The organism is Pirellulales bacterium, assembly GCA_019636335.1.
Classification (GTDB): Bacteria; Planctomycetota; Planctomycetia; order Pirellulales; family JAEUIK01; genus JAHBXR01.
The window spans coordinates 1-14763 of sequence record JAHBXR010000010.1; the positions used below are offsets into that span (position 1 = coordinate 1).

General features: G+C 62.8%; 10 protein-coding genes. 1 reads left to right on the forward strand and 9 read right to left on the reverse strand.

Features of this window, described 5'->3' with window-relative positions:
- Positions 1-21: 21 nt before the first annotated feature.
- Genes KF708_11525 through KF708_11545 form a run of 5 tightly spaced genes read right to left on the reverse strand, consistent with a single transcriptional unit; the run spans position 22 to position 5799 of the window.
- On the reverse strand, positions 22-957 hold the full coding sequence (locus KF708_11525; protein ID MBX3413311.1) for an ADP-ribosylglycohydrolase family protein: 936 nt from the start codon (positions 955-957) through the stop codon (positions 22-24).
- Between the two features lie 25 nt (positions 958-982).
- Entirely contained in the window at positions 983-1582 is a 600-nt protein-coding gene (gene pncA, locus KF708_11530) for a bifunctional nicotinamidase/pyrazinamidase (GenBank protein ID MBX3413312.1), read from the reverse strand.
- 29 nt (positions 1583-1611) lie between these two features.
- The gene (locus KF708_11535) at positions 1612-2301 is read right to left on the reverse strand and encodes an NUDIX hydrolase (GenBank protein ID MBX3413313.1); all 690 of its coding nucleotides are present in this window, start codon (positions 2299-2301) and stop codon (positions 1612-1614) included.
- Positions 2302-2320: 19 nt separating this feature from the next.
- A complete protein-coding gene (nadE, locus tag KF708_11540) occupies positions 2321-4312 on the reverse strand; it encodes an NAD(+) synthase (protein MBX3413314.1) in 1992 nt (663 codons plus the stop codon).
- Entirely contained in the window at positions 4309-5799 is a 1491-nt protein-coding gene (locus KF708_11545) for a nicotinate phosphoribosyltransferase (protein ID MBX3413315.1), read from the reverse strand. The genes nadE and KF708_11545 overlap by 4 nt, the downstream gene beginning before the upstream one ends.
- 48 nt (positions 5800-5847) lie before the next feature.
- On the opposite strand from KF708_11545, the gene KF708_11550 reads away from it, so the two are divergent.
- Positions 5848-6114 (forward strand): hypothetical protein, encoded by a 267-nt coding sequence (locus KF708_11550; GenBank protein MBX3413316.1) that lies wholly within the window; start codon positions 5848-5850, stop codon positions 6112-6114.
- A gap of 960 nt (positions 6115-7074) precedes the next feature.
- Here the strand turns inward: KF708_11550 and KF708_11555 are convergent.
- The 4 genes from KF708_11555 to KF708_11570 all read right to left on the reverse strand — a co-directional run bounded on the left by KF708_11555 (position 7075) and on the right by KF708_11570 (position 14460).
- Entirely contained in the window at positions 7075-7938 is an 864-nt protein-coding gene (locus KF708_11555) for a hypothetical protein (GenBank protein ID MBX3413317.1), read from the reverse strand.
- A 117-nt stretch (positions 7939-8055) separates the two neighbouring features.
- Entirely contained in the window at positions 8056-10350 is a 2295-nt protein-coding gene (locus KF708_11560; GenBank protein MBX3413318.1) for a bifunctional SulP family inorganic anion transporter/carbonic anhydrase, read from the reverse strand.
- Positions 10351-10457: 107 nt separating this feature from the next.
- On the reverse strand, positions 10458-12332 hold the full coding sequence (locus KF708_11565) for a chloride channel protein (protein ID MBX3413319.1): 1875 nt from the start codon (positions 12330-12332) through the stop codon (positions 10458-10460).
- An 82-nt stretch (positions 12333-12414) separates the two neighbouring features.
- Positions 12415-14460, reverse strand: coding sequence for a SulP family inorganic anion transporter (locus KF708_11570; GenBank protein ID MBX3413320.1), 2046 nt, complete (start codon positions 14458-14460; stop codon positions 12415-12417).
- Positions 14461-14763: the final 303 nt, after the last annotated feature.

Sequence of the window (14763 nt, forward strand, 5' to 3'; positions counted from 1 at the left end):
AGCAGACTCGCCACTAGCGCGTTACGTACCCATCGCGACGTGCAGTTCGTGCAGATCGACGGCAAGTTGGCGCAGGTAAGATCGCCCCTGGTGGTGATCTTCCAGCGACTCCAACAGGTCGGCAGGGATTGCCTGCCATCCGAGGTAAGCACCGCTGATGGCGCCGGCCATAGCGGCGATGGTGTCGGTATCTCCTCCCAGCAGGATCGCGTTGCCGATGGTCTGCTCGTAGGAGTCGGGCGTGAGTCCGAACGACGCGATGGCCGTGACGACCGAAGACTGCGCCTGGATCCCGTTGCCAAATAGCGCGAGATCCAGGGCCGTTTTCACTTGCGCAGCGCGGCGTAGCGGACCAGAGAACTCCACGCTTTGACAACGCGAGGCCAATGCCTCGAAGTATTCCACTCGCTCGAAGGGATGCGATATCGTCGCCAACGCAACGGCGTTCGCAATCAATTGCGCACCTTCGATGCCGAGTGGATGCACGTGCGTTGGCAACGATGAGAGTCGTGCCTGATGCCATAGTTCGTCATGATCGCGGCGAAAGAGAAGTCCAACGGGCGCCACTCGCATGGCGGCCCCATTGCCGAAGGAACCTCCGGGAAAGAGCTCCTCGGCCCAGAACTTGTGATCTTGCCCCTTGAGCATGGCTTCGATCACGACGCGAGCACCGCGCCCGTAGCCGCGCTGCGGCAAGTAGTTTTCCGCGAAGCGCTGGCACAGCACCGCTTCCTTGATCGCACGACAAGCGAGCAGGGTCTCGGCCACGCCGATCGTCATCTGGGTATCGTCCGTGTACCAGATTTCGCCCGGCGGCCGGTTTTCGATAAGCGCACGGACGGATGGGAATCTGGCGGCGATGTGCTCCGGAGATTGCCCTTCAAAGTGCGCGCCTAGCGCATCCCCCACGGCGAGCCCTAGCAAGCAGCCGATGAAGCGATCTTCTAGAGTCGGCATTATCGACGTTTCCTCCGCGAACAATCTACTCGACAATCTTTATCGCCGCCGCGCGCATTTCTTCCATCGCGCGCCGGCAATCGCCTGTCTTTCGTTCCACGCCGCGGACGCCTTCGACCAGCAACACCGTGCGGAAGCCGAGGGAAACGGCATCGAGTGCCGTGAATTTCACGCAGTAGTCGGTCGCCAGACCCATCACGTGGACCACGTCGACTGACTTCGCGCGCAGGTACTCTTCCAGCCCGGTCGCCTTACGCCGGGCATTGTCGAAGAAGCCGCTGTAGCTATCGATCGCGCGGTCGGTCCCCTTGCGAACGACATACGAGATGGGGACCTGGTTTAGCGTCGGCGCGAACTCGGCGCCCTGCGTGTCTTGCACGCAATGTTCGGGCCACAGAATCTGCGGCAATCCGTTCAACTCGATCACATCTCCTATTTTGTGATCCGAGTGCTGACTGACAAAGGAAAGATGGTCCGCCGGATGCCAGTCCTGAGTGGCCACGACCAATTCGTACTCCGCCATCCGCCGATTCGCTACCGCCACCACCTCATCGCCGCGCGGCACCGCTAACGCCCCGCCAGGCAAAAAGTCATTCTGAAGGTCAATCAGTAAAAGGGCTTTCATGGCGAACTCAAATATCGCACGTTGGTGCGTCAGATCTCGAAATGAAACCCGCGTTTCGTCAGCCGGTCATATTGCTTCTTGTCGAAGCGGTACAGTCGCGCCGCGCGGTGCGCCACGTCTTGTTCGATTTCGTTCGTCTCGCGAACGATGCCCATCGCCAGTACCCGCTTGCGGAAATTGCGCTTGTCGAGCTCCCGGTCCAAAATCACCTCGTACAGGTGCTGCAACTGTCGCAGCGTGAAGCGCTCGGGCAACAGCTCGAAACCGATCGGCTGGTAGCGGACCTTGCCCCGCAGCCGCTCGTGCGCCGCGGCGAGAATCTCCTCGTGGTCGAAGGAGAGTCGCGGCAGGTCGGCCAGCGCGAACCAGCCCGCGTTCCGCGCGTCGCTGCTCGCCTGCACCTGATGCTCCGACAGGTTGACCAGCGCGTAATAGGCCACCGAGACAACCCGTTCGCGCGGGTCGCGATCGACCGCGCCAAACGTGTAGAGCTGTTCGAGAAAAATATCGTGCAGCCCGGTCTCTTCCTCGAGTTCGCGCCGAGCCGCGGCGTCGAGCGTCTCATCCAGGTTGACGAAACCGCCGGGCAGCGCCCAACGACCCGCGAACGGAGCGAGGTCGCGCTCGATCAGCAGCACCTTCAGATCCCGTTCGTCGAGCGCAAAGACGACGACATCGACCGTCAGGGCAGGGCGGGGATATTCGTACGTGTAAGGCACGCGGATCGGTCCTTGGCATTCATTCGCGTCGGTGGTCGTCGAGCTCGGCCAGCTCGCGGCGAAAGCCGCCCGACAGGATCGGAAAGCGGCACCAGGTCTTCGGATCGAGGTTCTTGTCGTCGACGTGGAGCGAAGGGGCATATCGCTCACGCTTCCACTGGTTGCGGCTCCACAGTTCGAAGAAGCGTCGCACCCAGCGGGCGAGTTGCTCGCGTGCGTATTGCGGGTTCGCCGCCGCGATCGTGTCGAGCACCTCCTGCGGAGAGCGCCGTTCGCCAATCGCCTGATCCTCGATGGCATCGAGCAGATCGTACGGCATGAGATCGGCTTCGTCGGTCTGACCCTCGGCCGGCGGACGAAGCTCGGCCGTCGGAGCCTGCACGTTCACGGCCCGCAACGCCGGAACCGGTCCCACGCCGAACGGCCCCTCGACTTCGAGCCAGCGCAGCCAGCGACGGATAAACGCCTTGTCGATGCCGGCGATAGGGCTGATACCGCCACAGGTATCACCATCCATCGTGGCGTAGCCGACCGCCGCCTCCGAACGATTGCTCGTGGCCAAAAGCAACGCCCCCTTCACGTTCGCGATCAGCCACACCGAGGGCCCCCGCGTCCGGGCCTGAATGTTCTGCAGCGCCAGATCGTCTCGCTCCCAAGTCAACGTTCGCCCGAGCGCGGCTTCGACCTTCGACACGTAGCCGCGGAACAAGTCGTCCACGTCGAGCTCGAGATGCGTCGCGCCGATCGCGCGGGCCACGTCGCGCGCCGCGTTGCGGGTCGTGTCCGAGCTGTTGCCCGTCGCTTGGTAAACGGTCGTCAGCAATTCGTGGACGAGCGGCGCAACTTCGTCGTCGGCCGGCGGCGTTTCCGCACGAAAGCCGATCGCACGGCAGAATTCGTCCCGTCCGAGCTGTGCCACACCCAGTCGCACCATGATCGCCACGAGCGACGCCACGGCGGACGAATCGGCCCCACCACTGAGCGAGACGACAAACCCTCGTGAACGGCTCTTGCGCAAGTAGTCGAACAGTCCCAAGGCAATCGCCCGGGCAAACTCTTCGTTCAACGGTTCGGCGACATTCTCCCACGTCGGTGCGTGGACCACCGGTGGATCGGGAGAGCAATTCGGCAGCGAGAATCGGACATCGACCACGCGACTCGTATCGGCAGCCAGAGCAGGCTGGTAGTTCGCCGACTGCGCGCGTCGCATGCGCGTGCCGTCGAGGTCGATCACGGCATCGGTGACGACGGCCGAGTCGTAGCCCAGCCTTGGTCCGCGGGCCAGCACGTGACCGGCCGACGCGACGATCGTCTCGCCGTCGTAGATCACGCGCCCCGCCTCGTTGCCGAGCAGGTTGCTATAGATGTACGACACGCCGTAGGCACGCGAGGCCTCGGAGACGAGTTGCTGCCGCATGGCCGTCTTGCCCAGGGCAAAATGGCTCGCGCTGGGATTCAAGATGATGTCCGCCCCCAGGGCGACGTGGTGCTCCCCCGGGCGGTCGGCGACCCAGGCGTCTTCGCAGATCTCGAAACCGATGCGCACGCCGTCGAAATCGAAAAGCACGTCGCCAAACGGACAGATGCTGCCCGCCAGCTTGGCCGAGACCACGACGCCAGCGGGCCACGGTTTGAACCAGCGGGGCTCGTAGTGCAGACCGTCGCCGGCCAGGTGTTGCTTGGCCACTAGGCCCACGAGCCGGCCATCGACCAGCATGGCCGAGGCGTTGAACAGCGCACTGGCCTGCATCACGGGCAGCCCGATCGAGACGGCCATGCCTTCGGTGTCCGGCAAAAGCTCGGCCAGCACGCGTTCGGCGCGCCGCACGACCGCGGCCGAAAGAAACGCGTCTTCGCATCCGTAGCCCGTCAGACAAAGCTCGGGCAGGCAGAGCAGGCTCACCTGCCGCGCCCGCGCCAGTTCGATCGCGCGTCGAATGTGGGCGGCGTTGCCGTCCCAATCGAGCGGTATTTGATTGAGCGCAGCGGCCGCGACGCGAATCAGCTTCATGTCGGCTCCTTCGAACGGGCAGCGGCCAGCGATTGGCGCAGATCGCGGATCATGGCCTCACGACGCTCGTGCAGACCGATGTCGAGCCCCACGGGGTATTCGTGGGGATGCAAAAACCTGCGGATGCTGGGGTGGAGTTTGGCCAGTTGATCGCGCACGCGCTGGCGTATCTCGTCGAGCGACTCGCGCCGCGCGATGATCTCTCCCTGTCGCACGTAGGGAATCAGCAGGTCCGTCGCGTCCAATTCGCTGGCGAGTTGCTTGCGACGATGTGGGTCCTTGATATCGACAATCGTGCGGCGGGGATCGACCCCGGCCAACTCGTCGTACAACAAATCGGCCACGAAGCCTTGGCGCCCCTCGAATCGCCTCACCTGAAGAATGCCCGGCACGGTCGATTTGGCCGCTTGTTCCGAAAGCTTCATCTTCGGTTGCCACGTGCCGTCGTCGTCGCGAATCGCCCCCAACTTGTAGACACCTCCCAAGGCCGGCTGATCGTACGCGGTGGCCAGTTTCGTGCCGACGCCCCAGACGGTAATCTTCGCGCCTTGCTGCTTCAGGCTTTCGATGATGCGCTCGTCGAGATCGTTCGACGCGACGATCGCCACCTCGTGCAGACCCGCGGCATCGAGGATCTTCCGCGTCTCGATGCTCAGATAAGCCAGATCGCCCGAGTCGAGCCGAATGCCGATCATGCGATGGCCGGCCGCCTTCAACCGCTGCCCCACGCGCGCCGCGTGACGCACCCCTTCGAGCGTATCGTACGTGTCGACGAGGAAGACGCAGTTGTTCGGCATCGCCTCGGCGTACTGCTCAAAGGCCTCTAGCTCGCTGTCGAACGCCATGACCCAACTGTGGGCGTGGGTGCCACTCACCGGAATTCCGTACAAACGGCCAGCCAGGACATTCGAGGTCGAATCGCACCCGCCAAGATACGCCGCGCGACTGGCGGTCAATCCACCATCGATGCCTTGCGCGCGACGCAGGCCGAACTCGAGCACCGACTCGCCCGCGGCGGCCGCAGCGACACGTGCCGCTTTCGTCGCCACCAGCGTCGAGAAGTTGACCAGGTTCAAAAGGGGCGTTTCGAGCAGTTGACATTGCAACAACGAGCCGCGCACCCGCACGAGCGGCACCTGCCCGAACGCGACGGTCCCCTCGGGCAGGGCGTCGAGATCGCAGGTCAGCTTCAGGCCGGCGAGATACTCGAGAAAACCCTGCTCGAACAGTGGCGCGCCGTCATTCCCCACCAGCGTGGACAGGTAGGCCAGATCGGCTTCGTCGAAACGGAAGCCCGCGACATAGTCGAGCGCCGGCTCGAGCCCCGCCGCCACCGCCAGACCGCCGCCAAAGGGCGCCCGACGGAAGAAGAGATGAAACACCGCCTCCTGATCCGCGCGGCCGAGCTTCCAGTAGCCGTAGGCCATCGTCAACTGATAGAGATCGGTCAGCAGGGCCAACGACGGACGGTAGAGTTCGACAAGCATGGGACGCCCAAGTTAGTGTTATTTATACACTAAGACTTGGCGATCGAAATGTCAAGTCTTTGGCGCGATCAGTTCGCGGCCGAGCTGATTTACTTTTCGAATGGCGTGCTCACCGGGGCGCGTCCCGAACCGTGCGGCCAGGCAGGTCTAGCCGACGTGCAGATCATCGAAGCGTTGTATGAATCGGCAAAACAGGGACGAGCCGTATCTGTCAATCCCCCTATCAAGCCAATGCGTCCTTCGCTCGAGCAGGAAGTTTCCCGTCCCGCGGTAACATTGCCCGAATTGGTCAACACGCAAAGCCCCTCGCTGTAACATCGGCGAACTTCTACAGTGTTGGTACGCAAATATCGTCGGCAATCCGCCGCCGGCACGTCATGTGCAATGCGAGTCGACGCCGTTATCATGCGGGGGCCGATCGACGTCGGTCTGCCGACGCGGCATGCGGCGCTCTCTCTGATCGCATCGCCGATCAGAGTCTCTCGTTTTAGAGGCGGCTGCTTCTGGCGAAGCGGTGCGGGACGCGTCCAGTTTTCAACGGAGTTGTTTGTGAAGGAGAGTTCGATGAGTCGATGGTTCACTGTGGCAATCATGCTGTTGGCCGTAACGCTGACGACCCTGGTCCCGGTCGGCGAAGCCGAAGCTGGATGCCGTCGTGGTCGCTGCAAGCGTTCGCGCTGCCATGTCGCGCGTTGCCACCGTACGACCTCGTGTACACCGACGAATTGCGGAACCACCTCGTGTGGCGATTCCTGCGGGACGTGCGATGCTGGCGCTGCTCCGGCAGCTCCCCAGGGCTAGTCGGCTTGCTGTAGAAATGCACGCACCCGGCGGAACAAGACGTTCTGCCGGGTGCGTTTCTTTGGGCGCGGACAGGAAGCGTCTGGAAGCTTGCCGCGTGGACTGCCTACAAAAGCGAACTCGCCCGAAAGTCTATCCCAGTTCTCTTTCTTACGGATTCTTTCGATCTACTTGGGTCTTTCTGCGTGAGCAGTTTTTCCCAAACCGATCGAGCGATTCCGTGGTCTATCGAACTGGGATAGACGCTCGGGCGAGCATTCGCTCTGGCGACGCCTCACAGTCACCGCTTCTTTGCTAATGCAAGCTGCGTGCCAAACTCGATTTCGGCAACGGGCCCGGTATTTTCCCTGCGATACCGGCTAAAAAGCCCGCTTTCGCCCGCTGCCGGTCTCTCAACGACCAAGCACCGATCCAAGTGACGACCAAACTGGTTTCCTTCAGACCGCCCCACGCGCCCGGGGTTGAAGCGTGGCGTTACGGGGACGTCGCATCCTGCCATATTTTTTCGGATCCTTCGATTCGCAGCGGCCCTGCAACTTCCTTTCCATCGCGCAGCACGACATAGGCGTCGGCCCCGGCGACGCTATCCCAGGCCAGCCGTGCGCGTCCGCCGGAACTCACCGTCGGCGATGGCGCGCTGCGATGGCCCTGCGCGCCGATCGCCACAAGCGAGTAGCGGTGCTCGCCACGTCCGTCGTCCTGCACCACGCGCGGAGCCGAGGGAGTCTCGAGCGGTACGTGGCGCACTTCGCCGCCGACAAGTTGCAACACGTCGGTCGCGTATGGAAGACCGCCTCCGCCGTATCCGCCACCGCCAATCGCCATCTTGCCCTGGCCAATCAGCGCATCCGTCAGGGGCTCGGTATGACCTGGTCGAAAGGTCTGGAATCGCAGGCGCCCGGGGTGGGTGCCGCCGTTCCATTGTTCGAGCGGAATTTCGGACATTTCGAGCCCCTCTCCCTGGATGATGGCCATTTGTCGCCAGTTGCCATCGAGCCACACATTCCACGAAATGTGTCCCGGCGCCGTGCGCAGCGTCCCATCGCGCTCGAGGGCGTGGAAGCGATCGTCGAACGGATCGTCGATCTCGCCCTTGATCAAGCGACTCCTGACCCATAAACCGCCCGGACCATCGTGCAGCGCTCGGGCATAAACGCCGCGGGCGATCTGCTGGTCCTCGAATCCTTTTTCCCACGGCTCACCGGTATCCGACACGATCAGCTCTTCGCGCACGATGAGCCGATCGACGTCGAGCTGGTCCATACGCGGTGGCACAAAGTACATCACTCCCAGCGTGGCCGCGACGGAAATCGCCACGGTAATGAAACGGTCGAGCATGACAGGGCTCCCCTAGAACAAAAGACGCGGCGCAGGTCGAACATGACCTTGCGCGGCCAGGGCGGGTCTGCCTGCGAGTATAGAGTGGGGGAGCGGGCGAAGAAACGCCCGACGGCTTCAGCCAGCCTGGTGGCTCGTCAACATGCCGAGCATTCCCTCGGGCTCGTCGTCCAAAAAATGCATCTCGCCGGTGGTGACGTCGTACATGGCGCCGACGATGGCGATCCGCCCCAGGCGCACCAGCTCGGCAAGCGTTTCGCTCTCTTGCACGAGGCTGGCCACCGAATGTCGCACGTTGGCGCGCGCGACGCCGTTCGTGTAGGCCTCTTTTTCCGCGTCCGATCCGCTGCTTTGCGCCGCGAATTCATCGCGGTCGATCGACTTCTGGATCTCGCCGAGCACCGTCTCGACATTCTGGCAACCCGTCACATCGGCCACCGGCTGCGTGATGTCGTAGAGATTCACAGCGGTCGACACGGCGCCGCAACGGGTGTGCCCCATCACCAGGATCAGCTTTGCTCCGGCGACGGCGCAACCATATTCGATGCTGCCCAGAATCTTGCGGCTGGTGACGTTGCCGGCGATGCGCACGCTGAAGATGTCTCCCACCCCCAGATCGAACACGAGCTCCGCCGGCGTGCGCGAGTCGATGCAACTCAGCACGACGGCCAGCGGATGCTGACCGGCCGCGGTGGCTAACACTTGTCGGCCCAGATCGCGATTCAAACGCCGGCCTCGTCGGAAGCGCTCGTGCCCCTCCTTCAAGATCTGCAGTACCTGCGCCGGCGTGACGTTCTTCTGCAGTTCGCGCGTGGAGTAGTCGACGTAGTGAATCTGGTCCTGCAATTGGTACTTGTTGCGGAACCCGACCAGGCTGACTTCGATCTGGCGCGCGGGGGCCTTCTTCAACTTGAAGTCGCGGATCATGTCGAGCACGTCGGGATCGATATAGTCGGTCCCTTGGGCGTCGAGCAGCACGTGCCCGCCGCGGGGCACGTTGTCGAGCGCCTTGGCGAGCGAGGCTCGATTCAAGAAGCTGACCTGGTTGGCCAGCTCGATGTGCAGCACGTCCCCCCCCAAGTGCTTCTCGACCACGCGGCGCAACGGCCGCCGCAGGTTGCTATTGAGAATGAAGCTGATACTCACAGCCAGGCCGACCAGGATGCCCGTCAGCAAATCGGTGAAGACGATCGCCACGACCGTTACCACAAAGGGGACGAATTGGTACCGGCCGGCCGCCCACATCTGCCGCACGAGTTGGGGGCTGGCAAGCTTGGCCCCCGTGACGATCAGGATCGCCGCCAGGCACGCGAGCGGAATGGTATTCAGCCACGTCGGCAGCGCCATCACGGAGACGAACAGCAACCCGCCGTGGAAGATCGTCGCCAGCTTGCTCTGCGCTCCCGAGTTGATGCTCAACGAGCTGCGCACGATGACGGTCGCGACGGGAATCCCCCCCAGCAGGCCCGTGGTCACGTTGCCCACCCCCTGGGCGACGAGCTCGCGCCCCCGCGGCGACGTGCGCTGGCGCGGATCGAGCTTGTCGATCACCTCCAGATTCAACAGCGATTCGAGCGATGCCACCAACGCGATCGTCAACGCGGCCAGATAGACTGCCGGGTTGCGCCACTGCGAAAAATCGGGCAGCTCTTGAAAGGCAAAAAAATCGGAAAGCGTCTGCGCCACAGGCACCTGCACCAGGTGCTCGGGACCAATGGCCCACTTGCCGCCGATACGATCGAGCAACACGCTGATGGCAATGCCCAGCGCAACCACCGCCAACGGAATCGGCAAGGTCATTCGCTTGAGGGCCGGCCAGCGGTCCCACAAAATCAACAGCCCAATGCACGACAGACCAATGGCCGTCGCGCCTGGGTGAATATGGAAAGGGAGATCCAGCACCTCGGTCAGGGTGGTCTCCATGTCGGGCTGGAAGAACGACATTTCCCCTTCCGGATCGGTGTCGTCACCCAGCAAGTGAGGCAACTGCTTCAAGATCAAGAGCAGGCCGATCGCGGCCAACAATCCCTTGACGACGCTGGTGGGGAAAAAGGCCGCGATAAACTCGGCCCGCATCAGTCCCAGCACGATCTGCATCACGCCGGCGATGACCACCGCCAGCAGAAACGCCTGAAACGACCCCAAGACCGCGATCTGCGCAGCCACGACGGCGGTCAAACCGGCGGCAGGTCCGCTAACGCTGACTTGGGAGCCGCTGACCAACCCCACCACGATGCCCGCCACGATCCCGGCAATAATCCCCGAGATCAGCGGCGCGTTCGACGCCAGCGCGATCCCCAGGCACAGGGGCAAGGCCACCAGGAACACCACCGTCCCTGCCAGCAGATCGCGCACGATCGAACTGGGGTTCAGCGGACCGGCAGGATTCGGCGTCGTTGCGGAAGTGCTCATGCCTGACAGGGTAACGGCAACGCCAGCAGGGGGAAATGCTGCTTGCCGAGACTCGGCCAGAAATCGAACGATTCACCCCAAATTGAGATCCGACTGGGCAACAACGGTCAGCCCGGGCCGTTCGGCCGGGGCACACGGCCAAACAGGGGCAGGGTGGGACGGTCGTGTACCGTTTCGCGCAAACGGCGACGGTAGCCCGAGAGAATATCGCGCCGGGTCACGATCCCCACCAGGCGGTGCGGCGCCGCACGAGTGACGACTGGCAGGCGCCCCACGCCATGATTCAGCATATGATCGGCCGCCTGCCGGACGCTGCAATCTTCGTAGACGAAACGCGGGCTGCGGCAGATCAGGTCGGCCACGGTAGACGTGCCTTGATAATCGGGGTTCAACAACTCTCTTCGCGCGACGACCCCCACCAGCACGCCACGTGCGTCGAGCACCGGGTAGACCGGATGAAGATGATCGGCCCGCACCAGCATCCGCTCGAGCACGTCGGTGACGCGGTCCGAGACGAGCAACGAGACGACCTGCCGCACGGCTACGTCACGCACCAGGATCTGGTCGAGTGGATCGGCAAGGTATTCGTGCGGAGTGCGCACGCCGCGCCGCGCAATTTTCTCCGTCATGATCGAATTGCGCATCACCAGGCTGGCCGCGAGGTAAGCGGCCGCACAGCCTCCCATCAGCGGCAGCAGGCCCAGCGGTTGCAGCGTCGTCTCGAACGCGAAGACTGCCGAGGCCAGCATGGCACGCGAGGCGCCAGAAAACATCGCCGCCATGCCCACCAGCGCCGCCATGCGCGGGTCGACCCCCAGAGCGGGCGCCACGAGTGCGATCGCCGAACCCAGCGCTGCCCCCACGCCACCGCCGATCGTGAACAACGGGGCCAGCGTCCCCCCCGACGTCCCGCTACCCAGAGCAATCGACCAGGACAGAAACTTCATTCCGCACAGGAAGATCACCGTGGCCACCGGCAGGCGATTGGAGAGCAGATCGCGGATGTTGTAGTAGCCCACGCCCAACGTATCGGGCTCGAAATAGCCCACGATTCCCACAGCGACGGCGCCGATGGCGGGCCACCACATCCAGTGCAGCGGCAGTCGCTCGAAACCGTCCTCGATGGCATAAACGATACGCGTCACCGCGACGGCCACGATCCCCATCAACGCCCCAATCAACACATAGGCAAGCAGGGCCGCGATGCTGGGTTGCGCCAGGTTCGGCATCGCGAAGACCGGCTCCATCCCTTCGAAGATCCCGCGCACCCCCGTCGCCATGACTGCCGCCAGTGCCACCGGGATGATCGAACGGGGACGATACTCGAACAGCAACAATTCGATCGCCAGCAGCACCGCCGACACGGGGCTGCCGAACGTGGCCGCCATGCCCGCCGCCGCTCCGGCCGATAAGAGCGTCTTGCGTTCAGAGGTCGACACGTGAATCGCCTGGCCCAGCACCGACCCCAGCGCGCTTCCCGTGGCAATAATCGGCCCTTCGGCGCCAAACGGGCCTCCCGTGCCGATCGAAATGGCCGAAGAGATCGGCTTGAGAAACGTCATGCGGGCCGGAATGCGACTTTCATTCGTCAGCACCTGCTCCATGGCCTCGGGAATACCGTGACCGCGGATGGCCTTCGAACCGAAGCGAGCCATCAGACCAACGACCAGCGCTCCGAGCACGGGAATCGGCACGACCCACCAGCCCAGATTCGGCACGGCGGCGGCAGGCACGACGTCGACGAACGAGAGTCGTCCGAAGAAGGCCAGGTTCGTTACCAGCGCGATCAGTAACAGCAGGGCCTGCGCCACGAAGGCCGCAACGAATCCCAACAGCGCGGCCAGCCCGCAAATGAACACCGCACGGCGATCGATCGCCGCGTGCTGGGCCGGCAACTGTACCGACTCGAGCACCGTATTCAGCGCAGGCGTGATCGTCAGGCCATCGACCGTTGCAGATTGAGCAAGCGGATGTTCTTGCATCGAGCCTAGCGCCGGCGGCACCCGCGTGGTGGGAAAACGCGGGCAGACGCCGTCAGACGTCAAAGTTCCATGGCTGGAACGTCTAACATTGCTGGATCACTTCAGCCGTCTTGGCGTGGCCATTGCTACTGCCGTTTTGGCTGAGGGAGCCGTTTGTGTAGCCGTTGGAATCGCTGAGGAACTGCCCCAACCGCACGACCTCGACCACTTCGGCGCAGGCCGTTACGTGGTGCTCGGGCTGAACCTCCTTGCGAAGGAAGGCGAGAATCCGCTCGCAAACCTCGTTGGTGCAGATCACTTCGATCCGCATCTGGGAGTTCACCGGCGGCTCGCCACCGGCGATGAGCCGGCGACCGGCGCCCGAGCAGGGAATGACCGTATAGCCGGTTGCCCCGCGTTGGACGAACTCGTCCTCGAGCCAGCGCTCGAGCTTGGCATCGGTCGTCACGGTAACGCGCCGCACGCGGGCCACGCCCCGCTTGCGCGCGGCGGCCTCGTGATCCGACAATCCACGGTGCGTCTCGAGGCCGGTGATTTCGAGCGATAGCCCCTCCTGTTCGAAGTCGCGCTGCATGGTGATGAGCTTGTCCATCACGCTATGATCGACGAACTTCGTCTCGGAGAGATCGACAATCAGATTCTTGCGCTTTACGAAGCCGATGTGCTCGATCTCGCGACGGAAGGGAATCCAGTTGCTGAATACCGCCGAGTGATGGGCCGAGATCATGCAGGTGCTCTCGTCCACGTCGGTCACGTCGAGGTAGGGCTTGAACAAGGAGCCGATCGGAACGCCATTCAGAATGTGAATGAACATCTTCATCGCGATGCCGACGGCGATGCCGATCAGCAGGTCGGTCGCCAGCACGGCAATGATCGTCGTCACGAAGATGACCAGTTGTTCCCGCCCGATGTGATAGACATGCATGAACTCGGACGGATGCGCCAGACGCGAGCCGGTGTAGATCAGCATCGCCGCCAGGGCCGCCAGCGGAATCATGTGCAGCACGGTCGGAATCAACGCGACGCACGCCAACAGGAACACGCCGTGCCACATGTCGGCGAATCGCGTTCGGGCGCCGTTGTCAATATTCGCGCGGCTGCGGACAATCTCGGAGATTATCGGTAGCCCCCCGACCATCGCGGCGGCCAGGTTGGCCACGCCTACGGCGGCCATATCACGGTCCATGCTCGTCTTGCGGCGCCAGGGGTCGATCAGATCGATGGCCTTGGCGCTGAGTAGCGATTCGAGGCTACCCACGATGAAGAACATCATCACCCACTTCCAGGCCACCGGCAGCTTCAGCGCCGAGAAGTCGGGAAAGGCGATCTCGTCGAACATGCCGAACATGCGGCTGGGCATCCGCACCAGGTACTGCTCGCCGAGTTGATATTTGTGGCCCTGCAGAAAATAAGAGTGGTCGTGCAGCAGGTCGAAGCCCCAGCCCATCGGCACGACCACGGCCAGCACGATCAGCGGCGAGGGAACCACCTTCAAGAAGCCCAAGCGACCGCGAATCAGCGGCCAGACGAACATGACGATCAAGCTGATGCCGCCGATCAATGCGATCGCCGGATTCGCCTCCATGATGAACTCGGGAATACGGCCAAGCAGATCGAGCGGATCGCCCTTTGCCTCGACCCCCAACGCCACCGGCACCTGCTTGCTGATGATGATGATGCCGATCGCCGCCAACATGCCGTGTACGGCCGAGACGGGAAAGAACTCGCCGAGAACGCCGGCGCGGAAGATGCCGAACAGAATCTGCAACACCGCCGCCGCTACGCCGACGGCTAGCGTCATCTTGTAGGCCGACATGTCGGCCGCCGTAAAGCCGCCGGTCATGCCATCGCCGCCGAACTCTTCGATGCAACCGATCGCGATCACGATCAAGCCCGCGGCGGGACCTTTGATCGTCATTTCCGAATTGCTGATGAAAGTGGTCAGGATCGATCCGATGATCGCCGCAAAGATGCCGGCCAACGGTGGAAATCCACTAGCGAGCGAAATTCCGAGACAGAGGGGCAGGGCGATGAGAAACACCAGAAAGCCAGAGAGAAAGTCTTGGCGAAAGTATTTCCCGAAGCCCTGCGCATCACCGCGAGGAACCGTCATGCTTTGATCGACCATGAAAGTAGACCACCGACAAGAGGATGCTGGAGTGTCCGCCCGCGCCTCAATAATCTCATTCAAACGGCATCACGGAAAGGGCGCAGTTGATTACAAATCCGCAAGCTACGAAGCGCGTGAAAACACCTTTTTTATGCGACATTTCCGCCACTTTCGGCGGCGCCACGCGCGCCGACATGAAGCTCCATCGACGCTCTGCGCCGCACGCTATCGAGATTAAGGATTTGTAAGCAGGAGCGCCATTCGGTAGCAGGCCGAAGAGACGTATACTAGAAGACAACTCCCACCTGCCATCCCGCCGCT